The sequence below is a fragment of the Novosphingobium ovatum genome (assembly GCF_009909235.1).
In the GTDB taxonomy this organism is placed as follows: domain Bacteria; phylum Pseudomonadota; class Alphaproteobacteria; order Sphingomonadales; family Sphingomonadaceae; genus Novosphingobium; species Novosphingobium ovatum.
This window is the reverse complement of sequence record NZ_JAAAPO010000008.1, coordinates 71,083-94,643: the sequence shown is the minus strand read 5'-3', so window position 1 is coordinate 94,643 and position 23,561 is coordinate 71,083. Positions and strand designations below refer to the sequence as shown.

The following is a 23,561-nucleotide window of genomic DNA, read 5'->3' as shown; positions in this document are numbered from 1 at the left end:
TCCCCTTTAGGGGCGGACAGTGCCGTACACCCTTGGCCATGCCAAGCTGTGACAGGTTCTAGGTTCCTCGCCTTTTCACCAAGTGGACAGCGCGCCCCGCAGGCTACACCATGGCCGCAAAATGCCGTTGAGGGGATAATGCGCGTTATGACCGATTCACCGTGGGGCTGGCAAAGCGTGCCCGCGCCCCATCAGGCAGAATTTGCCAAAAGCGACGTGTGGCAGCGCGAAACCATTGCCGATCTGGCGCAGGCCCGCGCGGCGCGCACGCCCGATGCCGTGGCCTTTGTCGATGGGGTGGGGACGCTGACCTTTGCCCAATTGTGGCAGGACGCGGGCGCGCTGGCTGCCGGGTTGGCCGCGCGCGGGCTGGTGGCGGGCGATGTGGTCGCCTTCCAGTTGCCCAATTGGCGCGAGGCGGCGGTGCTCAATCTGGCCTGCGCGATTGCCGGGCTGGTGGTGAACCCGATCGTGCCGATCTATCGCGATGCGGAAATCCGCCAGATGATGGGCGATTGCCGCGCACGGGCGATCTTTGTCCCGGCCGCGTTCCGCAATGTTGATTATGTCGGCATGGCCCAGCGCGCGGCGGAAGTGCTGCCCGATCTGCGCCATGTGTTCACCGTGCGCGGGCAGGGCGATGATGATTACGCCGCGCTGCTGGCCGCCGGACAGGGCGTGGCCGTGCCGCGCGCCGATGTCGATCCGTTCGGGGTCAAGATGGTGCTCTATACCTCTGGCACCACGGGCAAGCCCAAGGGCGTGCTGCACAGCCATGCGACATTGAACCGCGTGATCGGGCGCAGCGCCGCGCATTGGGGTGTGGGCGATGGCGATGCGATGCTGATGCCTTCGCCGGTGACGCATGTGTCGGGCTATGCCAATGGTCTGGAAATGCCGCTGGTGGCGGGCACGCTGACCGTGCTGATGGAGGCATGGAATGCCGCTGACGCGCTGGCGCTGATCAACCGCCATCAGGTGGCGGGCACCGTGGCGGCCACGCCCTTTCTGGTGGAACTGGCCGGGGCTGCGCAGGCGGCGGGCGACCGGCTGCCCTCGTTGCGGTTTTTCGCCTGTGGCGGGGCCGCCGTGGCGCCCGACCTGATCATTCAGGCGCGCGCGGCCTTTGCCCATTGCGCCCCGTTCCGCGTCTTTGGCAGTTCCGAAGTGCCGCTGGTCACCTATGGCTGGCCCACCAACCCGGAACTGGCCGCCAGCACCGATGGGCAGATTGTCGATTACGCGGTGCGCATCGTCGATGGTGATGACCGCGATCTGCCCGATGGGCAGGAAGGCGAAATTCTGGCGCATGGCCCGGCGATGATGCTGGGCTATACCGATGCGGCCGCCACGGCCGAGGCGATCGACAGCCAGGGCTATTTCCGCACCGGCGATCTGGGGGTGCGCGACGTCCATGGCGCGATCACCATTACCGGGCGCAAAAAGGATCTGATCATTCGCGGCGGCGAGAACATTTCCGCCACCGAGATCGAGATCGTCCTGCTCTCGCACCCTGCCGTGTCCGATGCGGCGGTGGTGGCGATGCCGCATGAGCGTTTGGGCGAGGGGGTGTGCGCCTATGTCATTGTTGGCGCGGATGTGACGGTGGGCGATCTGGTGGCCCATGTCGCGGCCAGTGGCATGGCCAAGCAAAAGATCCCCGAGCGGTTTGAATTTGTCGCCGAATTCCCTCGCACGGCCAGTGGCAAGGTGCGCAAGGACGTGCTGCGCGCCTCGATCAAGGCGGCGGTGGAGGCGGAGAAGGCCAGCGCCTGACCCCGTCCATGGCGACCAATGAAAAGGGCCGGCAGGATCGCCTCCTGCCGGCCCTTTTGTGTGTGGGATGCCCCGATCAGTGCGCGGCGGTGGCAGCGCCAATGGCGGCGGCCATTTCCTCACGCGTGGGGTTGCGGCGCAGCGTCAGACCGCCATTCACCTGCAGGTTCTCGCCCGTCATGAAGCATTCGTCGCTGGACAGGAACACGGCGGCCGCCGCGATATCGTCCGAGGTGCCCCAGCGACCCAGCGGATAGCCCGCGCGGAAGCTTTCGAACAGGCCCGGCACCGTCTTGGCGCCCGCCGTCATCGGCGTGTCGGTCAGCCCCGGCGAGATCGAGTTGGCGCGGATGCCTTCGCCGCCGAATTCATGCGCGACACAGCGGATGACGTGATCGGCCCCCGCCTTGGTGCCCATATAGGCGGCGTGGTCGTTCAGCATGATGGTGGCGGTCGCGCTGCTGATCTGGATGATGCTGCCGCCATTGCCGCCGGTGCTGCGGGCCATGCGGCGGATCATTTCCTGATAAAACAGGTGCGGGCCGACAAATTGCAGCGCGGTGATCGCGTCCAGTTCTTCGCGCGTGACATCCAGAAAGGGCTTGAGCAAACCCCAGCCGGTGGCGTTGACGGCAATGTCCACCCCGCCCATCGCGGCACAGGCGGCGTCGGCCATGGCCGCGATGCTGGCGGCATCGGTGATGTCACAGGTGGCCCAATGGCATCCGGTGTCCTGCGCAAAGGCCTGCAATTCATCGCCCTTGCGCCCGCCGACCAGCACCTGCGCGCCTTCGGCCAGAAAGCGGCGGGCGATCGTCTGGCCCATGTTGTCCTTGCTGCTGGCGCCCAATACGATGGCGCGCTTGCCGTTCAGCCTTCCCATGATGATCCTCTTGTCCCGGTGTGTCGGTTGCTTTGGCCCTTGCTATCACACCCCCGTGTGGCCAATTCCTGTCCAAAAGGCGAGTGGCCCCAACCCACGCGCCGCCCCAAGGTCAGGCCCATTTGACGGACAAGGCGCGCAGGCGTCTGAACAACCACAAGGCGCGCAGGCGTCTGAACAACCACAAGGCGCGCAGGCGTCTGCGCAAGCACAAGAGGATGCAAAGACATGGATCTGGGTCTTAAGGGCAAGAAGGTCATTCTGACGGGCGGCAGCCGTGGCATCGGCCGCGCCACCGTCGAACTGTTTGCCGCAGAGGGCGCCGATGTGGCGTTCTGCTCGCGCAATCCCGAGCAGGTGGCCGAAACGGTCGCCGTGCTGGAAGCCCATGGCGTCAAGGTTTATGGCAGCGCGTTCGACATGGAAGCAGGCCACGATGCCTATCGCGCATGGCTCAAGGGCGCGGTGGACGCGCTGGGTGGTTGCGATGTGTTCGTGCCGATGATCTCGACCAGCGGTTCGGGTGCGACCGGCGACTGGCAGAAGGGTCTGGACTACGACATCATGGGCGCGGTGATCGGCGTCGAGGTGCTGGAAGAATCGCTGGCCGCCTCGGGCGCTGGCAGCGTGTGCATTCTGGCCAGCACGGCGGGTCTGGAAAACTTCATCATTCCGCAGGGCTATAACGCGCTCAAGGGCGCGCTGATCGTCTATGCCGGTCAGTTGAGCCAGGCGCTGGGCCCCAAGGGCATCCGTGTCAACGCCGTCTCGCCCGGGCCGATCAAGTTCCCCGGCGGCAATTGGGAAGCCATCCAGGGCATCATGCCCGAACTGTACAACGCCACCGAGGCCGGCTTTGCGCTGGGCCGCTGGGGCGGGCCCGAGGAAGTGGCCAAGACGGTCGTCTTCCTGTCCAGCCCGGCTTCCTCGTACACCACCGGAACCAATGTCGTGGTCGATGGCGGCTATACCAAGCGCATCCAGTTCTAAGGAACGATGACGATGAGCATCGGGGCACTGGGGATCCAGCATATCGGGGTTTCCGTCCCCGATCTCGATCAGGCGCGTCACTTCTACCTCGACCTGTTGGGCGGGGTAGAGGTGGGGCCGCCGCTGGAATGGGATGACAATCCCTTTATCGACGCGGTGGTGGGGCTGAAGAACAGCGCCGCCCGGCAGTTCATGTGCCAATTGGGCAATACCTGCATCGAGGTGTTCGAATATCTGGCGCCGCGGTCTGATCCGCAGGACCCCGATCAGGGCGTCAACCGCTATGGCTATACCCATTTCGGGGTGCAGGTAGAGGACATTCAGGCCACCTATCAGCGCTTGCTGGAGGCGGGCCTGCGCGTGCACACGCCGCCCTCGATGGCGGGGATCAGCGTGGACGCGGATGGCGTCAAGCATGGCTATGCCGCCACCTATTGCCGCGACCCGTTCGGCAATGTCTTCGAGATCATGGAGATCTATGACGACGCCCAGATCCGCCCGATCTGGAAGGCTGGCGAAGGGCTGGTGGTGCCCGCCTGAATGTTAACCCGGCCCTGCGTTGAAACGCGCAGGTTTCCTCATCAAAACGCCAGTTCCTAGCCAAAGTCAGAGGGGAGCGGGCCAGTGTTCTTGACCTTGATCAACTGCATTTGGCCCGCCCCGTGAAAACTTGTCTTCCATCACCGGGCGTCACGCGACGCCCCGGCATAACGGAAGAGGAAGCACATGGCAGATCGTGATCCCGGCGAATTCTCGCGCCCGCGTTGCCCCGGTCCCAACTGGGAAGACATCCTGGCCAGCGACAAGGTCGCCCCGCCCGCCTTCATGGCGCAGGACCGCTATCAATATCTGGGCTCGGAACCGCTGGACGCGGCGCGCTATTACAGCCCGGAATTCTTCCGCGCCGAGGTCGAGAAGATGTGGCCCAACGTGTGGCAATTCGCCGCGCGCGAGGAAGACCTGCCCGAGGCGGGGGATTACGTCACCTATGACAATGCCGGTCGATCGTTCCTGCTGGTCCGCCAGGAGGATGACAGCATCAAGGCGTTCCACAACGTCTGTCTGCATCGCGGCCGCAAGCTCAAGACCGACAGCGGCAGCGCTGACCAGTTCGTCTGCCCGTTCCATGGCTTTGCGTGGAATACCGACGGGTCTTTGCGCAACATCCCCTGCCGCTGGGACTTCAACCACTGCACCGACAAGAAGATGCAACTGCCCGAGGCGCAGGTCGGCCGTTGGCGCGGCTATGTCTTTGTCCGCGATGCGGCCGAAGGCCCCAGCCTTGAGGAATATCTGGCCCCGCTGCCCGAATTCTTTGAACGCTGGCGCCACGAGGAATGCGTGACGGTTGCCTGGGTGGGCAAGGTGGTCAAGGCCAACTGGAAGATCACCATGGAAGCCTTCATGGAAAGCTACCACGCCTATGTCACCCACCCGCAGCTGATGCCGTTCACGGGCGATGCCAATGCGGCCTATCATGTGCTGGGTGAGCATGTGAACGTCAACTACACGCCCTTTGGCGTCATCAGCCCCCATCTGGAGGCGCAGGCCCGCGACGAGCATTGGCCCGAGCAGCGCATCATCGACGAGTTCCGCAAGTATAACGGCCGCAGCGTCGACAATTACGACCCGGAAAAGGACTCCTATGCCATCGACGTGCCCGAGGGTGCGTCGGCCCGCGCCGCGCTGGGCGCGAAAATGCGCGAGGTGTCGGCCCGCCAGTACGGCACCGATTACAGCGGCGTGTCCGAAAGCGAGCTGCTGGACGCGCTGGTGTTCAACGTGTTCCCCAATTTCGCGCCGTGGGGCGGGTTCATGCCCAACATCGTCTATCGCTGGCGCCCGTGGGGGGATGCGGACCACTGCCTGATGGAAGTGCGCGTCATCGCCCGCCAAACGCCCGAGCAACTGGCCAGCGGCAAACGCGCCCATGGTGTGCCGATGCACCTGTTGAGCGAGAGCGAGATGTGGTCGGACGCGCCTGAACTGGGTATTCTGGGCGGGGTGGTCGATCAGGACATGACCAATATGGAACTGACGCATGAAGGGCTGAAGATTTCCAAGAATCAGGCGGTTGAGCTGGCCGATTATCAGGAAGTCCGCATCCGTCACTTCCACCAGACGCTGGACAACTATCTGAACAAGTGAGGGATGCCGAGATGACCGAACTCTATGAAAAATATGCGGCGGTCGCCGAAAAGATGCTCTACTATGTCGAGAACAAGACCACCGACATGGCCAGCGGCACGATGCAGGTCCCGGTCAAGGACTATCTGGACGAGGGCCGCTGGCAGGAGGAGATGGACCGCATCTTCAAGCGCCTGCCCTTGATGCTGGCGATGACGATCGAGATCCCGAACGTCAACGACTACAAGGCGATGAAGGTTCTGGGCCAGCCGGTGATCATCACCCGCGGCAAGGACGGCAAGGCGCGCGCGTTCCTGAACGTGTGCAAGCACCGCGCGATGTTGCTGACGCCTGAGGGCAAGGGCAATTGCAAGGCCTTTGCCTGCCCCTACCACGGCTGGACCTATTCGAACGAGGGCCAGTTGATGGGCATCGCCGAGGCCAGCACCTTTGGCGATGTGGACCGCTCGACGCTGCACATGACCGAACTGCCCTGTGACGAGGCGGTGGGGCTGATCTTTGTCAGCCTGACGCCGGGGCTGGCGATCAACGCGGTCGAATGGCTGGACGGCATGTATGAGGACTTTGCCGCGCTGAAGCTGGACACGTGGTATTACCACAAGAGCCGCGAGATGAAGGGCGCCAACTGGAAGGTGGCCTATGACGGCTATCTGGAGGGCTATCACTTCCAGGCCGCGCACACCAACACGGTCGCCACCCGCAGCCCGTCGAACCGCGCCACGTTTGAAGGGTTTGGCCCGCATATCCGCGTGGGCTATCCGCAGAACTCGATCACGCGCCTGCATGATCTGCCGCGTGAGGAATGGGGCCTTCAGGAAAACCACGGCTATGACTTCATCCGCATGTTGTTCCCGAACATGAGCTTCTTCCTCGCCCCGGAAATGGGCCAGCTGGCACAGCTGTTCCCCGGACCCAAGGCGAACGAGAACACCACCGTGATGAACTATGTCTTCCCGCAAAAGCCCGACAGCGAGGAAGGTTTGGCCAAGCTGGACCAGATGTGCGACTTCTTCTTCGACGTGGTCGAGGAGGAGGACTATGGTCTGGGCTACAAGGTGCAGGCCGGGTTGGAAGCGCGCGCGATGCAGTACCAGACCTTTGGCCGGAACGAGCCGGGCAACCAGTTCTTCCACAAATGGCTGGCCTATTATCTGGACACCAGCGGCACCACGCCCAAGCCTGTGATGAAGGGCTGATCCGGCGGCTGGCTGATGACAAAAGGGCCGGGGAGGGCGATGCCTTCCCCGGCCCGATTGGTGTGGCCAATGGTGTTTGGCGGCGGTCAGTGCCGCACCATCGCCCCGCCATCCACCCACAGCCCGTGCCCGCTGACAAAGCGCGCGTCATCGCTGCACAGGAACGCCACCACATCGGCAATGTCCTGCGGCTGGCCCAGGCGGCGCAGCGGGGCCTTGTTTTCCCAGAACGTTTTGTAATGCGGCATCTGGGTAAAGGCGGGGGCGGTCATGGGGGTGTCGATCGCGCCGGGTTGGACGCAATTGACGGTGATGCCAAACGGCCCCAGTTCCGCCGCGACCGATTTGGTCAGGCCCAGCACCGCGTGCTTGGACGCGGCATAGGCGCACAGGCCCTCGTCGCCAAAAGACGAGGTGGTCGAGCCGATGGTCACCACCCGCCCGCGCCCCGAAGCCTTCAAATGCGGCACCGCCGCGCGCACCAGACGGAACACCGCGCCGACATTGACCGCCAGAACGCGGTCGAAATAGGCGTCGTCATGGCCCTCCAGCGGGGCAAAGGCGCTGATCCCGGCGCAAGGCACGATCAGATCCAGCCGCCCGAACCGCGCGACCGCCGCCGCGACCAGATCGTCATTGGCGCCGGGCGCGGTGACGTCGATGGCCACATCCACATCGCCCTTCAGATCGGCCGTCAGGATCTGTGCCCCATCGGCGCGCAGGCGGGCCGCGGTGGCCGCACCAATGCCCGACCCCGCGCCCGTGACGATCCCGACCAAACCATTCAGGCGGCCCGTTGCGTTGTCCCCGCTCATGCGATCTGCAACACCAGCTTGCCGGTGTTCGCGCCCGAAAACAGCCGCATGAACGCCGGAAAGGCATTGTCGATCCCTTGCTGGATATCCTCATCGACGCGCAACTTGCCCTCGCCGATCCACTGGGCCACCTGCGCGCCACCTTCGGCAAAGCGGTTGACATAGCCGGCGATCAGGAAGCCGTGGATCGTCGCCTGCTTGACGATGATCTGCCACAGGTTGCGCAGGCCCACGCGCTCACCGGCGTTATATTCGCTGATCAGCCCGCACAGTACGACGCGGGCGCGCTGGGCCAGATTGTGGGCCACCGCCTCCATCACCGTGCCGCCGACATTTTCAAACACCACATGGACACCATCGGGCGCGGCGGCGGCGATTTCGGCCGACAGCTCGCTCTCGGTCTTGCCCTTGTAATCAATGGCCACGTCAAAGCCGTAATCCTGCACCAGACGGCGGCATTTGTCGGCGCCCCCGGCAATGCCGATGACACGCGCGCCCTTGATCTTGGCGATCTGGCCGACCATCGATCCGACCGCGCCCGCAGCCCCTGTGACCAGCACCGTTTCGCCCGCCTGCGGCTGACCAACCTCCAGCAGGCCGAAATAGGCGGTCAGGCCCACCGCGCCGACTGCGGACAAATACCTGGACGGGCTGTCCACAACGGAAATATCGATCGCCGAAGTGAAGCCTCCGGGCAACACTACCGAGAAATCCTCGATCGCGTTCAGGCCCAAAACCCAGTCGCCGGCGGCAAAATCGGGGTTGCGCGATTCGTGCACGACACCCACCGTTGTCGCCCGCACCGCATCGCCCAACGCGATCGGCGGCATATAGCTGGGCGCGTCATCCATCCAGCCACGCTGTGCCGGATCCAATGAAATGAAGTGGTTGCGTACGACCATGCCACCTTCGGGGGCGGCGGGGACTGGTGTTTCCACCAGTTGAAAATCCTGTTCCACAGGCGTGCCCGCCGGCCGCCGAACCAGCAAAAAACGTCGGTTTACAATGTCAGACATCCAGTCATCTCCCTTTGCCGGCAATGTGGCTCAATCCGGATTGGTCGCACCTATGATTTATCGCAGTAGGTGCGGCGCGTATCCCACGCTTAGGTATGCAGGCAAGAAAGGGAATGACCCTTCTATACCTGAGTTAATCGGGAGGATGACTACAATGAAACGTGAATTTACCCAGGGCGCGATGGCCGCGCTCTTGGCTGGCACCTGTCTGACTTTTGCTGTTCCGGCCTATGCTGCCGATGCCGCCCCTGCCGCCGATGCTCCGGCGGAAACGGGTGCGATCATCGTGACCGCGCGTCGCCGTTCCGAAACGCTGCAATCGACCCCTGTCGCGATCTCGGCCGTCAGCACCGCCATGCTGGAAAGCCGCGCCGCCGCCAACATCGGTGACCTGCAGGGCGCCGCGCCGGGCCTGTTGATCACGCAGCAGAATTCGGGCGCACAGGCCGCCAACCTGTCGATCCGCGGCCTGACCTATGCCGACATCGAAAAGAGCCAGACCCCGACCGTGGGCGTCGTGGTGGACGGCATCACCATCGGCACCAACACCGGCCAGCTGCAGGACGCCTTTGACGTCGAGCAGATCGAAGTGTTGCGCGGTCCGCAGGGCACGCTGTTTGGCGCGAACACCATCGGTGGCGTGGTCAACATCCGTCGCTCCAAGCCGACGATGCGCAATGGCGCCAAGATGGAATTCACCTATGGCCAGTGGAACACCTGGTCGGGCAAGGCGCTGGTCAATGTCGGCAACGGCAGCACCATCGGCGCCAAGCTGTGGTACTATCACGCGCAGTCGGATGGCTATTACCACAACGCCACCCGCAACACGAATGCCGGTTGGAGCAAGGGCGACAACTATGGCGTGTCGGTGCTGTGGAAGCCCGAAGGCAGCATGTTCGACGCCCAGCTGACGCTGGAACAGTCGGTGCAGAGCTTTGACCCGGTGGTGTCGAACCTGACCAACAGCAGCGAAGTGTTCTGCGCCTTCATCGCGTCGCGCGAATGCGGCCGCAACTCGACCACGGACGTGTACACCACGTTTGGTCTGCCCGCGACGTCGAACTATCACGCGCCTGCCGCCACGCTGGAAATGAACTTTGGTCTGGCCAGCGATCTCAAGCTGACCTCGATCACCGGCTGGCGCCACCAGAAGGAAGCCCAGACGCAGGACTTCGACGGTTCGTCGACCGACCTGTATTATGTTGACCGTCGTCAGCGCTACACCCAGGTCAGCCAGGAACTGCGTCTGGCCGGCAAGGTGACCAGCAACTTCGACTACGTCGTGGGTACGTTCTTCTTCACCTCGAACTACAACCTGCGCCAGTGCTCGCGCGTGTTCGGTTTCGCGCCTTCGGTCGCGCCCTGCACCTTCGACACCAACGCGCAGAACGTCTATGGCCGCACGGAAAGCTACGCGCTGTTCGGCGACTTCAACTGGGCCTTCATGCCGGGCTTCCGCCTGTCGTTCGGCGGCCGTTGGAGCCACGACAACAAGGAGCTGACCAACAGCTTTGACACCAGCGGTCAGGTCGGTTCGGGCAACGCCGGCTTTAGCAAGTTCACCCCCAAGGTGGGTCTGGACTGGCGCCCGGACAACAACACGATGCTCTACGCCTCGTTCTCGCGCGGTTATCGTTCGGGCGGCTTCAGCCCGCGTGCGGCCACCGCCGCCACGGCCAGCACCCCGTTCCAGCCTGAAACCGTCGATGCGTTCGAAATCGGTGCCAAGCTGAACCTGTTTGACCGTAAGTTGCAGTTCAACATTGCCGGCTTTGTGTCGGATTACAAGAACATGCAGCAGAACACGACGATCCCTGGCGGCCCGACCGGCAACCAGACGATCACCAGCAACGTGGGTGGCGCGTCGATCAAGGGTGTGGAAATGGATGCCACGCTGCGGATCACCGACAACCTCAAGCTGACGGCGACCGCCTCGATCATGGACTCGCATTTCCGCGGGTTTGTGGTGGGCAACGCCTGCCCGACCGTGGTGGGTCTGACCTGCCCGGCCAGCGGGATCGTGCCGTACAACTATTCGAACAACAACCTGATCTACGCGCCCAAGTTCTCGGGTTCGGTGAACCTCGAGCACACCCTGCCGACCTCGTTCGGCAAGGTTGTGACCAACTTTGGCTGGCGCCACATCAGCCCGTATGACGAGCAGATCTCGGTCGGGGCCTCGAGCCTGAGCACCACCGGCACGCTGATCACCGGCGCGACCGTGAACGGCAACGATGCGCGCGTGCGCACCGTGACGCAGGACCTGATCGACCTGAGCGCGACGGTCAATTTCAAGCTGAGCGATGTGGACGCCTATGTCCGCGTGTTTGGCCGCAATCTGGCCGATGTGCGCACCACCACCCACGCGTTCACCGTGGCGGGCCTGTGGTCGTTCGGCATGGGTCTGGAGCCGCGCACTTATGGCGCGACGCTGGGCGTGAAGTTCTGATCCATATAGTCTAAGTGCTTGGCCGGAGTGGGAAAACCTGCTCCGGCCTTGTGCGTTTTTACAACTGGGAAAGGGTACATAGATGGGACGGCTTGCGGGTAAGATTGCACTGGTGACGGGCGGCGCTTCGGTGCCGGGTTTGGGCAGCAGCACGGCGATCCGTTTCGCGCAGGAAGGCGCTTTCGTCTATGTCACCGACCGTGATCTGGCGGGCGCGGAAAAGGTGGCGGCCGATATCATCGCCGCCGGTGGTCAGGCCGCCGCGCTGTCGCATGACGTCACGTCAGAGGCAGATTGGGACACGGTGATGGGCGCGATCGACGCGCGTCATGGGCGTCTGGACGTGCTGGTCAACAATGCGGGCATCGCGGTGCTTTCCATGCTGGACGACACCTCGCTGGATGCCTGGCTGCATCAGAATAATGTCAATCTTAACAGCGTCTTCATGGGCACCAAGCGGGCCGTTGAAATCATGCGCCGCAAGGGTGACGATGGCAAGGCGCGGGGTGGTTCGATCATCCATATCTCGTCTGTGGCGGGGTTGATCGGGGTTCCGGGCTGCTCGGCCTATGCCGCGTCCAAGGGCGGCGTGCGCCTGTTTTCCAAGGTGGTCGCGATGGAAGGGGCCACCGATGGCATCCGTTCGAACAGCGTCCACCCCGGCATGATTGCCACCAATATCCAGGACGTCGCGCTCAAGGACAACGCGGCCAATTATGACGCGACCATGGCCTTGATTCCCATGGGTTATATGGGCGCGCCCGAGGATATCGCCAATATGAACCTGTTCCTGGCTTCGGACGAGGCGCGCTATATCACCGGCGCCGAGTTCACCGTGGACGGGGGTATGACGGCCCGCTGATAGGGGCCGGACACAACTGCCCGCCTGCCTCCGCCGCGGGGGCATGGGCAAAGGGCCGCGTCGGGTGGGGAAGGCCGGGCGCGGCCCATTTTTGTTGTCAGTGATAGCATTATCAACGCGTTTAGAGCGCGTTTCCGTTCACGCTGACGCGAGCGGAAAAGCAACACTCACGCGCGGCGCGGGCTTGTCGCGTTTTCCGCTCCGGATTGATCGGAAAACGCTCCAAATGCCCATAACGCCGGCACAGCAAAAGGGCGGGGCCAGCCTCACGCCAACCCCGCCCATTGTGCCCCGCAACCCGTGCCGGTTCAGTCCGCCGCGACCCAGCGGATCGCGTTTTCCACCAGCCGGCGATAGGCCGGATGCTCATAGGCCGATGGCCCATCGCCCGGTTGCAAATAGACCAACCGGCTGTTCAAAGCCTGACGGGTCCAGCCGACCAGCGACGAACCCGCCGGGTGCTCCCAGCCATCATGGCAGAACATCTGCCCCTGCACCGCCAGATGCGCCGACCAGAAATGGTCGCGGGTAAAGGCCGCGTCCGACACCAGCAGCGGCGTCACATCCTCGGCAAACACCTGGGCCAGATAGAGTTCGTCGGTCAGCGTAAAGGGCTCGACCCCCTCGGTCACGGGGTGGGGCAGGGGGGTGACGGTATGCGTCACCTCGTGGCGATAGCCGCTGTCCAGCCGGGGTTCCCCGCGCACCGTGCCGGGGCGATAGAGGAATTGCCCGCCCAGCCAGTCGTGATAATCGCCCCATGTCGGCCAACCGGCCAGCGCGTGATGCAGCGCGACCACGCCCTTGCCCGCCTCCAGCAGGCCGCGAAATCCGGCCTTCAGCGCCTCGGACGGTTCGCGGTAATGGGGCGCGCCCTCGGGCGCCTCGAAATCCAGGCCGGGCATGTCATACAGCACCAGCACATCGAAATCGGCCATGGCATCCGGGTTCATCAGCAATGCGGCGGCCGGCTGATCGACCATGGTGGCGGCAATGCCGTCCATCGCCTGAAACATCGCGTCAAACGCGGTGCGGTCAAACGGATGGCCGCGCACCGCGACCAGCGCCTGCAACGGCGCGCGGTGTTTGATGATCGGCATCAGCCGTGCAACCGCACGATGGTTTTGCCGATATTCGCGCCGTTCAGCATCCGGCCATAGGCGACCAGCACATTGTCCAGCCCAACCGTTTCATCAAACGGCATGTTCAGCCGCCCGTCCGCCGCCCAATCGCGCAGCACTTGCGGGAAGGCGTCGCCACGGGCCAGCGCGTCGGGGATGAAAAAGCCCTCGATCCGCAGGCGGCGCATCAGGATCTGATCAAAGCGGGCAGGGCCAGGCAGGGGCTTGTCGCCGTCATAGCCGGCCACCATCCCGCACACCGCCACGCGGCCATAATGCGCCATATTGGGCAGCACCGCGTCCAGCAAAGGCCCGCCGACATTGTCGAAATAGGCGTTGATGCCGCCCTCTGCCTGCGCCAGTTGCCCCGCGACATCGGCCGAGCGATGGTCGATCGCCATGTCACAGCCCACGACCTCGGTCAGGTAGCGGCATTTGTCGGGGCCGCCGGCGATGCCGATCACCTTGGCGCCCAGCGCCTTGCCGATCTGGCAGGCCATCAGCCCGGTGGAGCCGGCCGCAGCCGACACCGCCAGCCATTGGTCGGGTTGCACATCGGCCACGCCCACCACGCCCATATGCGCGGTCCATGCGTTCAGGCCCAGCGTGCCGAAATGCTGGCGGATGTCGGCGACGGTGTCATCCACCACCTCCAGCCCCGCCAGCATTGGCACCATCGTGGCATATTCCGCCCATTGGCCAAAACCGCGCACCAGATCGCCGGGAGCGAACCCTGCGGCGGCGCTTTCGGTCACGCGGCCCAGCACCAGCCCGACCATCCGCGCGCCCAGCGGCAGCGGCGGTTGATAGCCATCGGTGCGGCCGGTCATCCACATCCGGGTGCCGGCATCCATCGACAGATAATCCACCGCCACCCGCACCTCGCCATCGGCAAGGGGGGGCAGCGTTTCGGTCTGGAGGCTGAGCGCGCTGGCAAAATCGCGCCCAACCGGGTGCGCGTCCAGCCGCCAATAGCGGTTTTGCGTCATGGGTCTGTCCGTATCCGCGCCTTACAGCCCCTTGGGGCCGATCTGGCGGTGGATGTTGCGGAAGGTGCGGCTGGAGAAATACCAGCGGCCCTCGATCTTGACGCAGGTGTCTTCGTACACGCCGCGATCGCGGTGCACGCCATCGGCCCAGTCATAGACCTCGGCGGTGTAGGAGCGCATGGTGGCGGTGTCGCCGGTGACCTCGATGCTGCCGGGCCAAGCCTCGAACATGATGCCGGGGTAGTGCTTCATCGCCTCGACCCACATGGCGACGATGGCGTCGCGGCCATGGGTCGTGCCGATTTCGGGGTAGTCAGGCAGCGACCATTGCGCGTCCTGCGCCCAAGTCGCGCCCCACGCGTCCGCGTCACAGCGCGTCACCGCATCGGCATAGGTTTCCAGCAATTCGCGCAGAGCCTGACGGTCTTCGGCAGGGCCGGTATAGGGCATCGCATTACTCCCGTTATGTGTGGTTTGGCGGGAGCATAGCGCGGGTGCGGGGCAGCGCACCCTATCGCATTGAACAGCTTTGGCCTGATGCGCGTCAGACCGCAGGCGTCAGACGGTGACCGGGGTTTCGTCCATGCCGGGAGGGGCATCGGGCACCAGCACTTCGACCATGCCGTCCACCACGCGCAGTTCGAACGCGCGCAGGTTGGGATAGGCCCCGCCGATGCAGCGCCCATCGGCCAGTTCAAAGCGCGCGCCATGCAGCGGGCACATCAGCGCGCCGCGCCGGATGCGCCCGGTCGACAGCTTGGCCGCGGCGTGGGTGCAACGGTCGTTGACCGCCACCACCGCGCCATCGGTGCGCGCCACCAGCACATGCCAGCCGCCCACCACATGCACCTGCATCGCGCCTTCGGCGATATCGCTTTCCGCGCCCAAACGATGCCAGCTTGCCTCAGTCACGTACCCGATCATCCTTCGTCCGGTCCCGTTGAGCGGCGTTTGGCCCGTGGGACATTGTTTTATCCTGTTGCGCCAGCGGTTTGCCCTGCCTTGGCCGTGCCCAGCATGGGGGTGTTCGGCGCGCAGGGCAAGAGGTTTGCGGATTTTCCCCGCCAACCATCCCCTGTCGGTCATCCCGGCCCCTTAAACTTTTGTCGGATATGGCGCGCGCTGTCCATTTCGCTAGGTTTATGCCTGACGCTTTGGCGCGATGGTGGCTGCATACGAATAACCAATCAGAGGATGCCGAAAATGACGCCCGATCAGATCATCGAATTCGTCGACAAGCTGTATGCCCTGTCGGGCACCGGCCAGTGGGACGCGATTGCCGAATTGGTGACCGATGACTTTTTCATCACCGAGGCCGCCGGTCTGCCGATGGAAGGCCGTTTTGAAGGCAAGCACGCGCTGCGCGACCTGTTCATCCAGGTGATGGGCTCGCTGGACGTGGTGGGGCTGGATCGCGTGGTGACGACGGCGGGTGGCGACTATGGCGTGACGCTGCTCTCGCTGCGCTTTGCCGATCCGTCGCTGCCGCCGGCCGAAATCGCCGAAGTCTTCCGCTTCCGCGATGGCAAGCTGGCCGAGATCAAGCCTTATTATTTCGACCCCGCCCCGGTGATCGCCGCCGCCAAGGCCAAGGCCTGAAGCCACACCGCGTCAGGCAGGTAGTGATGCCTGCCTGACACTCTGCACAGTGTTGCAGCGCAGCGGTGGCGGCTATGTGGGGCCCCAAGTGAAACAGGCGGCCAGAGGTCGCAACGGGCGGGCAGGCATTGCCGCCGCCCCATCCAGACGCAAAAGGGAGCAGGACAGATGCGCATGATCGATCATTTCTTGGCGGGAGGCGCAGCGCCTGCTTCGACCCGTTTTTCCAATGTCTTCAACCCGTCGACGGGTGAAGTGCAGGCGCAGGTCGCGCTGGGCGATGCCGCCCTGCTGGACCTGGCCGTGCAAAAGGCGCTGGAAGTGCAGCCCAAGTGGGCCGCCACCAACCCGCAGCGCCGCGCCCGCGTGATGTTCGAGTTCAAGCGCTTGGTCGAGGCCAACATGCAGGAACTGGCCGAACTGCTGGCGCTGGAGCATGGCAAGGTTGTGGCCGACGCCAAGGGTGACATCCAGCGCGGTCTGGAAGTCGTCGAGTTCGCCTGCGGCATCCCCCATGCGCTCAAGGGCGAATATACCTATGGTGCGGGTCCGGGCATCGACGTCTATTCCATGCGTCAGCCGATCGGCATTGGCGCGGGCATCACGCCGTTCAACTTCCCGGGCATGATCCCGATGTGGATGTTTGGCGTGGCGATCGCTTGCGGCAATGCCTTTATCCTCAAGCCTTCGGAGCGCGATCCGTCGGTGCCGGTGCGCCTGTGCGAACTGATGCTGGAAGCCGGCGCCCCCGAAGGCGTGCTGCAATGCGTCCATGGTGACAAGGAAATGGTCGACGCCATTCTGGACCACCCGGCGATCGGCGCGATCAGCTTTGTCGGTAGCTCGGACATCGCCAACTATGTCTATCAGCGCGGCGCCCAGAACGGCAAGCGCGTGCAGGCCATGGGCGGCGCCAAGAACCACGGCATCGTCATGCCGGACGCCGATATCGACCGCGTGGTGGCCGATCTGTCGGGCGCGGCCTTTGGCTCGGCGGGCGAACGCTGCATGGCGCTGCCGGTGGTCGTGCCGGTGGGCGAAGGCACCGCCGAACGCCTGTTCGAAAAGCTGATCCCCGAGATCGAGAGCCTGCAGGTGGGCATCAGCCATGACCCGGCCGCCCATTACGGCCCCGTCGTCACCGCCGAGCACAAGGCCCGCGTCGAAAGCTGGATCGACACCTGCGAAGCCGAAGGCGGCAAGATCCTGGTCGATGGTCGCGGCTTTGTGCTGCAGGGCCACGAAAAGGGCTTTTTCGTCGGCCCGACGCTGATCGACCATGTGACGCCCGAGATGAGCTCGTATCACAACGAGATCTTTGGCCCGGTGTTGCAGGTGGTGCGCGCGCCCGACTTTGAAACGGCGCTGGAGCTGCCCAGCAAGCATCAGTATGGCAATGGCGTGGCGATCTTTACCCGAAACGGTCACGCGGCGCGCGAATTTGCCGCCCGCGTCAATGTCGGCATGGTGGGCATCAACGTGCCGATCCCGGTGCCGGTGGCCTATCACACCTTTGGCGGGTGGAAGCGCAGCGCCTTTGGCGACACCAACCAGCACGGCATGGAAGGCGTGAAGTTCTGGACCAAGGTCAAGACCGTCACCGCCCGCTGGCCCGATGGTTCGCCCGAGGGTGGCAACGCCTTCATCATCCCGACCATGGGTTGAGGCAGGGCGAGCAACCATGAGCAACCCGTTTGAGCTGAGCGAAGAGCAGCGCGCCATTCAGGAAATGGCGCAAGGCTTTACCGCCGATGTCATCACCCCCAACGCGGCCCGCTGGGACGAGGAGCATCACTTCCCGCGCGAGGTGATGACACAGGCGGGCGAGCTGGGCTTTGGCGGGATCTACGTGTCCGAGGCCGGCGGGGGCGTTGGCCTCGGCCGGCTGGAGGCGGCGCTGGCGATCGAGGCGATGGCCTATGGCTGTCCCACGATCGCGGCGTTCATCTCGATCCACAACATGGTGGCCTGGATGGTCGACACCTATGGCGATGACGCGTTGAAGGCGCGCCATCTGCCCGGACTGGTGGCGATGGATACGCTGGGCTCCTATTGCCTGACCGAGCCGGGTTCAGGTTCGGACGCCGCCGCGCTGCGCACCACCGCGCGCCGGGATGGCGATCACTATGTGCTGAACGGGACGAAGCAGTTCATCTCGGGCGGCGGGGTGAATGATGTGTACCTGATCATGGTGCGCACGGGCGACGATTCCCCGCGCGGCATTTCCTGCGTGCTGGTGGAAAAGGGCACGCCGGGCCTCTCGTTCGGCGCGGCCGAGAAGAAGCTGGGCTGGAACGCCAGCCCCACGGCGCAGGTCATTCTGGAGGATGTGCGCATCCCCGTGACCAACCGTCTGGGCGCGGAGGGCGAAGGCTTCAAGATCGCCATGGCCGGTTTGGACGGCGGGCGCGTCAATATCGGCGCCTGCTCGCTGGGCGGCGCGCAGCGCTGCATCGACGAGGCGATCCAATATACCAAGGATCGCAAGCAGTTTGGCCGCGCCATTGCCGATTTCCAGAACACCCAGTTCGTGCTGGCCGACATGGCCACCGATCTGGAGGCCTCGCGCGCGCTGCTCTATCTGGCGGCGGCCAAGATCACCGCGAATGCGCCGGACAAGACGCGCTTTTCCGCCATGGCCAAGAAGCTGGCGACCGACAACGGCAGCGCGATCGTTGACCGGGCGTTGCAGATGTTTGGCGGCTATGGCTATTTGCGCGACTATCCGATCGAGCGTTTCTGGCGCGACCTGCGCGTCCACCGCATTCTGGAAGGCACGAATGAGGTGATGCGCCTGATCATCGGCCGCGACCTGTTGAAGTGAGTGACACCATGACCGACGACGTGATCATCCGGCGCGAGGGGGCTGCGGGCATCCTGTCGCTCAACCGGCCCAAGGCGATCCATGCCCTGACCCATGCCATGTGCGACGCGATGAGCGACGCGCTGAGCCAGTGGGCCGATGACCCCGCCGTACAGGTGGTGATTGTCGAGCATGCTGAGGGCAGGGGGTTCTGCTCTGGCGGGGACATCAACCTGTTGCGCCAATCGGCATTGACCGACAATGGCGCGTCGGGCCGGGCGTTCTTTTGGTCCGAATACCGCCTGAACCATCAGATGTTCACCTTTGAGGAGCGCTCGGGTGGCAAGCCGATCGTGGCCTTCATGGACGGCATCACCATGGGCGGGGGCGTGGGCATCAGCCAGCCCGCGCGGTTCCGCGTGGCGACCGCCAACACCCGCTATGCCATGCCCGAAACCGGCATCGGCCTGTTCCCGGATGTGGGCGGGGGCTGGTATCTCTCGCGGCTGAAGGGCCATGTCGGCACGTTCCTGGCGGTGACCGGTGGGCGGATTGATGGCGCCGATTGCGTATGGGCGGGCCTGTCGACGCATTATCTGCCGACAGACGCGCTGGCCGATGCCAAGGCGCGCATTGCCGCCGGAGAGGACATCGCCACCGTGCTCAACGCCCTGAGCGAAACGCCGCCGCCGTCCAAGCTGTCGGCCCATGCCGATGACATCGCGCGCCATTTTGGCCAGCCCACGCTGGAGGCGATCCTGTCCAGCCTGAGCGCCGATAATGGCGAATGGGCGCAAAAGGAATTGGCGGCATTGCGGACCAAGAGCCCGCAGGCCTGCAAGGTGTCTTTGCGTGAGATCCACGAGAGCCTGAAAAACGCCGATTTTGCCGCTGAAATGGTGATGGAATACCGCATCGCGGCCCGTGTGCTGGTCCTGCCCGACTTTGCCGAGGGCGTGCGCGCGGTGATCGTTGACAAGGACAATGCGCCGCAATGGCAGCCCGCCACGCCCGAAGGCGTGACCGAGGCGATGGTTGATGCCATCTTTGCGCCTTTGCCCGCCAATGAGGAATGGAGCCCCCTATGAGCTATGAAATGATTCTGGTCGAAAACCGGGGCGCGGTGTGCCTGATCACGCTGAACCGTCCGCAGGCATTGAACGCCCTGAACTCGCAGGTGCTGGCCGAGCTGATCGAGGCCTTTGCCGCGTTTGAGGCCGATGCCTCGCTTGGCTGCGCGGTCATCACCGGCAGCGGCGAAAAGGCCTTTGCCGCGGGTGCCGACATCAAGGAAATGGCCGACAAGCCCGCCGCCGACTTCTTCAACGAGGACTTCTTCTCGGGCTGGACCAGCCAGATCGTCAAGACCACCCGCAAGCCGTGGATTGCGGCCGTCAACGGCTTTGCGCTGGGCGGCGGGTGCGAGCTGGCGATGATGGCCGATTTCATCATCGCGTCCGAAAACGCCAAGTTCGGCCAGCCGGAAATCAAGCTGGGCGTGGCGCCCGGCATGGGCGGGTCGCAGCGTCTGGCCCGCGCCGTGGGCAAGTCCAAGGCGATGGACATGTGCCTGACGGGCCGCATGATGGACGCCGCCGAGGCCGAGCGTTCGGGTCTGGTCAGCCGCGTGGTGCCGCTGGCCGATCTGTTGGCTGACGCGCTGAAGACCGCCGAGATCATCGCCGGCATGCCGCCGATGGCCGCCAAGATGAACAAGGAAATGGTCAATATCGCGTTTGAAACGACGCTGGACCATGGCCTGCTGGCCGAACGCCGCATGTTCCAGGTGCTGACCGCCAGCGAGGACAAGGCCGAGGGCATGAAGGCCTTTGTCGAGAAGCGCGCCGGGGTCTGGAAGGGGCGTTAAGCCCGGTTGATCGGGGCAGGGCGGGCGGCCAGCGCCCGCCGATCACGGCAGGCCGGGCGGCCAAACGCGCCGCCTGCCACAACAGTTTTGGGAGAGTGACAATGCAGATCGCCTTTATCGGCCTGGGCAACATGGGGGGTGGCATGGCCGCCAATCTGGTCAAGGCCGGGCACAGCGTCCACGCCTTTGACCTGTCGGCCGATGCGCAGGCCCGCGCCCGCGAAAACGGCTGCGCGACGTTTGACACCGTGCGCGAAGCGGTGGCTGGCGCGCAGGCGGTGGTCTCGATGTTGCCCAATGGCGCGATTGTCGCCAGCGTTTATGCCAATGACGTGATCGGCCACGCGCCCACGGACGCGCTGTTGCTGGACTGTTCGACCATTGACGTGGCGACCGCGCGCAAGGTGGCGGCGGATGCGGCGGCGGCCGGCTATGCCATGGTCGACGCGCCGGTATCGGGCGGGATCGCGGCGGCCAATGGCGGCACGCTGACGTTCATGGTCGGCGGTGCGCAGGATGCCTTTGCCGCGGCCGAACCGATCCTGGCGGCCATGGGCAAGGCGGTGATCCATGCCGGGGACAGCGGCGCGGGGCAGGCGGCCAAGATCTGCAACAACATGCTGCTGGGCGCCTCGATGGTGGCGACCTGCGAGACCTTTGCGCTGGCGCAGCGGCTGGGGCTGGACCTGCAGACCTTCTACGACATCTCGTCCAAGGCGTCGGGCCAGTGCTGGTCGATGACGTCCTATTGTCCGGTGCCCGGCGTTGGCCCGCAGTCGCCGGCCGACAACGGCTATCAGGGTGGCTTTGCCAGCGCGTTGATGCTCAAGGACCTGAAGCTGGCCATGGCCGCCGCCGACGAGGTGGGCGCGCCGGTGCCGATGGGCCACCGCGCCGAGGAACTCTATTCGGCCTTTGCCGAAGCGGGTCAGGGCGGGGTCGATTTTTCGGCCATTATCAAGACGCTGTAATCATTCGCGCCCGGCATTAGCCGTGCGGCGCAAACATGGAACACACGACATGACTCAGGCTTCGGACATCTATATTCTGGCGGGCGTGCGCACCGCGATTGGCGATTTTGGCGGCGGTTTGAAGTCGCTGGGTGCGGCCGAACTGGGCGGCAAGGTAATCGCCGAGGCCGTTGCCCGCGCCGGTATCGCCCCCGCGGAGGTCGGCCATGTGGTGATGGGGCAGGTGATCCACACCAGCGCCAAGGACGCCTATCTGGCCCGTGTGGCGGCGCTGAACGGTGGTCTGCCGATCGAAACGCCCGCGCTGACGGTCAACCGCTTGTGCGGTTCGGGCCTGCAGGCGATCGTGTCGGCAGCCCAGATGATGAAGCTGGGCGAGGCATCGATCACGGTCGCGGGCGGCGCGGAAAGCATGTCGAACGCGCCCTATCATGACCATGGTCAGCGCTGGGGCCGCAAGATGGGCGATGCCACGCTGGTCGACGCGCTGGTGCAGACGCTGTCCGATCCCATCGGCGGGTTCCACATGGGCATTACGGCGGAAAACGTGGCGGAAAAATGCCAGGTGAGCCGCGCCGATCAGGATGCCTTGGCGGTCGAAGGCCACCAGCGCGCCGCCCGCGCCATCGCCGAGGGCCGCTTTAAAGAGCAGATCCTGCCCATCGAGATCAAGACCCGCAAGGGCGTGACCGTGGTCGACACCGATGAGCATCCGCGCGGCGATACCACGCTCGAAACGCTGGGCGCGATGAAGCCGGTGTTCAAGAAGGACGGCACCGTCACCGCCGCCAACGCCAGCGGCATCAATGACGGCGCGGCGGCTGTGGTGCTGGCGACGGGCGATGTGGTTGCCGCCAAGGGCGCGACCCCGCTGGCCAAGATCGTCGCGTGGGGCCATGCCGGTGTGGAGCCGGAACTGATGGGTCTGGGCCCGGTCAAGGCGGTGCCGGTGGCGCTGGCCCGCGCCGGTCTGACGCTGGCTGACATGGATGTGATCGAGGCGAACGAGGCCTTTGCCGCCCAAGCCTTGGGCGTGGCGCGCGAACTGGGCTTTGACCCCGAAAAGCTGAACCCCAATGGCAGCGGCGTTGCGCTGGGCCATCCGGTGGGCGCGACCGGCGCGATCCTGACGATCAAGGCCGCCTATGAGCTGCGCCGCACGGGCGGGCGCTATGGCCTGATCACCATGTGCATCGGCGGCGGTCAGGGTATCGCCATGATTATTGAGCGCGTCTGATGGCTGATTACCGCTTTATCACCGCGCAGGCCGAAGGGGCGGTCACGACCCTGACGCTGAACCGCCCGGACAAGCTGAACGCGCTGACGCCAGCGGTCTTTGTCGAGCTGGCCGCCGCGATCGACGCGGCGCTGGCCGATGGGGCGCGGGCGCTGGTGCTGACCGGGGCTGGGCGGTTCTTTTGCTCGGGCGCGGATATTCAGCCTGATGGCGCGGGCTATGAAGGCCTGCCCGAGGATCTGGGCGACCTGATCGAGGCCGATTACAACCCGTTCCTGCGCAAGCTGGCGGCGCTGCCGGTGCCGGTGGTGACCGCGCTGAACGGTCCGGCGGCAGGCGCGGGCGTCAGCCTTGCGCTGGCGGGCGATATCGTGGTGGGCGGCGAGGGCGGCTATCTGCTGCTGGCCTTTGTCAACATCGGGTTGGTGCCGGATGCGGGTGCGACATGGCTGATCGCGCGCTCGGCCGGGCGTGCGCGGGCGCTGGACATGGCGTTGACGGGCGACCGCATGCCGCTGGCCGAGGCGAAGGCCGCGGGTCTTGTGACCCGCGTGGTGGCTGATGACGCGGTGCTGGAAACGGCGCAGGCGCTGGCGGCCAAGCTGGCGGCCGGGCCAACGCGGGCGATCGGGCTGATCCGTTCACAGGTTGCCGCCGCGCTGTCACAGGACTTTGCGCAAAGCCTTGACTGCGAACGCGATAATCAGCGAATTTGCGGCTATACTGCCGACTTTGCCGAGGCGATCGCCGCCTTTGGGCAAAAGCGCAAACCTCAATTCACCGGCCAATAACCGGACAAAGGGTGGCATGCGTGCCGCCCGCCTGAGACAGGAGAACAA

22 protein-coding genes are annotated in these 23,561 nt (G+C 64.6%); 15 read left to right on the top strand and 7 right to left on the bottom strand.

Translation table 11 applies throughout. From position 1 onward, the window contains the following. The first annotated feature begins 147 nt into the window (after positions 1–147). Complete coding sequence (locus GTZ99_RS16220) at positions 148–1,776, top strand: AMP-binding protein (protein ID WP_161720781.1); 1,629 nt, start codon at positions 148–150, stop codon at positions 1,774–1,776. 76 nt (positions 1,777–1,852) lie between these two features. On the opposite strand, the gene GTZ99_RS16215 is transcribed toward GTZ99_RS16220, so the two are convergent. Next, positions 1,853–2,659, bottom strand: coding sequence for an SDR family oxidoreductase (locus GTZ99_RS16215; protein WP_161720779.1), 807 nt, complete (start codon positions 2,657–2,659; stop codon positions 1,853–1,855). 228 nt (positions 2,660–2,887) lie between these two features. Between GTZ99_RS16215 and GTZ99_RS16210 the strand changes: the two genes are divergently transcribed. From GTZ99_RS16210 to GTZ99_RS16195, 4 genes are all read left to right on the top strand, one after another. Continuing rightward, entirely contained in the window at positions 2,888–3,649 is a 762-nt protein-coding gene (locus GTZ99_RS16210) for an SDR family NAD(P)-dependent oxidoreductase (protein WP_161720777.1), read from the top strand. Between the two features lie 12 nt (positions 3,650–3,661). Then, positions 3,662–4,189 (top strand): VOC family protein, encoded by a 528-nt coding sequence (locus GTZ99_RS16205; protein ID WP_161720775.1) that lies wholly within the window; start codon positions 3,662–3,664, stop codon positions 4,187–4,189. A gap of 186 nt (positions 4,190–4,375) precedes the next feature. Continuing rightward, complete coding sequence (locus tag GTZ99_RS16200; RefSeq protein ID WP_161720773.1) at positions 4,376–5,797, top strand: aromatic ring-hydroxylating oxygenase subunit alpha; 1,422 nt, start codon at positions 4,376–4,378, stop codon at positions 5,795–5,797. Positions 5,798–5,808: 11 nt separating this feature from the next. Beyond that, a complete protein-coding gene (locus GTZ99_RS16195) occupies positions 5,809–6,993 on the top strand; it encodes an aromatic ring-hydroxylating oxygenase subunit alpha (protein WP_161720771.1) in 1,185 nt (394 codons plus the stop codon). A gap of 86 nt (positions 6,994–7,079) precedes the next feature. Here the strand turns inward: GTZ99_RS16195 and GTZ99_RS16190 are convergent, their stop codons facing one another. After that, the gene (locus GTZ99_RS16190; protein WP_161720769.1) at positions 7,080–7,808 is read right to left on the bottom strand and encodes an SDR family NAD(P)-dependent oxidoreductase; all 729 of its coding nucleotides are present in this window, start codon (positions 7,806–7,808) and stop codon (positions 7,080–7,082) included. Further along, positions 7,805–8,824, bottom strand: a complete 1,020-nt coding sequence (locus GTZ99_RS16185; protein WP_161720767.1) for an NADP-dependent oxidoreductase — start codon at positions 8,822–8,824, stop codon at positions 7,805–7,807. The genes GTZ99_RS16190 and GTZ99_RS16185 overlap by 4 nt, the downstream gene beginning before the upstream one ends. Positions 8,825–8,978: 154 nt before the next feature. Here GTZ99_RS16185 and GTZ99_RS16180 point away from each other — a divergent pair, with 154 nt between their 5' ends. Both GTZ99_RS16180 and GTZ99_RS16175 read left to right on the top strand, forming a co-directional pair. Next, on the top strand, positions 8,979–11,273 hold the full coding sequence (locus GTZ99_RS16180; protein ID WP_161720765.1) for a TonB-dependent receptor: 2,295 nt from the start codon (positions 8,979–8,981) through the stop codon (positions 11,271–11,273). An 82-nt stretch (positions 11,274–11,355) separates the two neighbouring features. After that, positions 11,356–12,135: an SDR family NAD(P)-dependent oxidoreductase gene (locus GTZ99_RS16175; RefSeq protein ID WP_161720763.1), complete on the top strand. Its 780-nt coding sequence runs from the start codon at positions 11,356–11,358 to the stop codon at positions 12,133–12,135. A gap of 308 nt (positions 12,136–12,443) precedes the next feature. Here GTZ99_RS16175 and GTZ99_RS16170 read toward each other — a convergent pair whose 3' ends face one another. The 4 genes from GTZ99_RS16170 to GTZ99_RS16155 form a co-directional block, all read right to left on the bottom strand. Further along, positions 12,444–13,235: a ThuA domain-containing protein gene (locus GTZ99_RS16170; protein WP_161720761.1), complete on the bottom strand. Its 792-nt coding sequence runs from the start codon at positions 13,233–13,235 to the stop codon at positions 12,444–12,446. After that, on the bottom strand, positions 13,235–14,245 hold the full coding sequence (locus GTZ99_RS16165) for an NADP-dependent oxidoreductase (protein WP_161720759.1): 1,011 nt from the start codon (positions 14,243–14,245) through the stop codon (positions 13,235–13,237). Before GTZ99_RS16165 ends, GTZ99_RS16170 begins: the two co-directional genes overlap by 1 nt. A gap of 21 nt (positions 14,246–14,266) precedes the next feature. Next, positions 14,267–14,695: a nuclear transport factor 2 family protein gene (locus GTZ99_RS16160; protein ID WP_161720757.1), complete on the bottom strand. Its 429-nt coding sequence runs from the start codon at positions 14,693–14,695 to the stop codon at positions 14,267–14,269. 108 nt (positions 14,696–14,803) lie between these two features. Continuing rightward, positions 14,804–15,157 carry a Rieske (2Fe-2S) protein gene (locus GTZ99_RS16155; RefSeq protein WP_320076701.1) on the bottom strand — a complete coding sequence of 118 codons (354 nt, stop codon included), beginning with the start codon at positions 15,155–15,157 and terminating at the stop codon, positions 14,804–14,806. 291 nt (positions 15,158–15,448) lie between these two features. Here GTZ99_RS16155 and GTZ99_RS16150 point away from each other — a divergent pair, with 291 nt between their 5' ends. From GTZ99_RS16150 to GTZ99_RS16115, 8 genes are all read left to right on the top strand, one after another. Beyond that, entirely contained in the window at positions 15,449–15,844 is a 396-nt protein-coding gene (locus GTZ99_RS16150; RefSeq protein WP_161720753.1) for a nuclear transport factor 2 family protein, read from the top strand. Between the two features lie 168 nt (positions 15,845–16,012). Beyond that, entirely contained in the window at positions 16,013–17,509 is a 1,497-nt protein-coding gene (locus GTZ99_RS16145) for a CoA-acylating methylmalonate-semialdehyde dehydrogenase (protein ID WP_161720751.1), read from the top strand. A gap of 16 nt (positions 17,510–17,525) precedes the next feature. Further along, a complete protein-coding gene (locus tag GTZ99_RS16140) occupies positions 17,526–18,668 on the top strand; it encodes an acyl-CoA dehydrogenase family protein (protein ID WP_161720749.1) in 1,143 nt (380 codons plus the stop codon). A gap of 8 nt (positions 18,669–18,676) precedes the next feature. Then, positions 18,677–19,735: an enoyl-CoA hydratase/isomerase family protein gene (locus GTZ99_RS16135; protein ID WP_161720747.1), complete on the top strand. Its 1,059-nt coding sequence runs from the start codon at positions 18,677–18,679 to the stop codon at positions 19,733–19,735. Next, complete coding sequence (locus GTZ99_RS16130; RefSeq protein ID WP_161720745.1) at positions 19,732–20,514, top strand: enoyl-CoA hydratase-related protein; 783 nt, start codon at positions 19,732–19,734, stop codon at positions 20,512–20,514. Before GTZ99_RS16135 ends, GTZ99_RS16130 begins: the two co-directional genes overlap by 4 nt. Positions 20,515–20,615: 101 nt before the next feature. Continuing rightward, positions 20,616–21,485, top strand: a complete 870-nt coding sequence (gene mmsB / locus GTZ99_RS16125; protein WP_161720743.1) for a 3-hydroxyisobutyrate dehydrogenase — start codon at positions 20,616–20,618, stop codon at positions 21,483–21,485. Between the two features lie 49 nt (positions 21,486–21,534). Next, the gene (gene bktB / locus GTZ99_RS16120; protein ID WP_161720741.1) at positions 21,535–22,722 is read left to right on the top strand and encodes a beta-ketothiolase BktB; all 1,188 of its coding nucleotides are present in this window, start codon (positions 21,535–21,537) and stop codon (positions 22,720–22,722) included. After that, positions 22,722–23,513 (top strand): enoyl-CoA hydratase-related protein, encoded by a 792-nt coding sequence (locus GTZ99_RS16115; RefSeq protein WP_161720739.1) that lies wholly within the window; start codon positions 22,722–22,724, stop codon positions 23,511–23,513. The genes bktB and GTZ99_RS16115 overlap by 1 nt, the downstream gene beginning before the upstream one ends. Positions 23,514–23,561 lie beyond the last annotated feature (48 nt).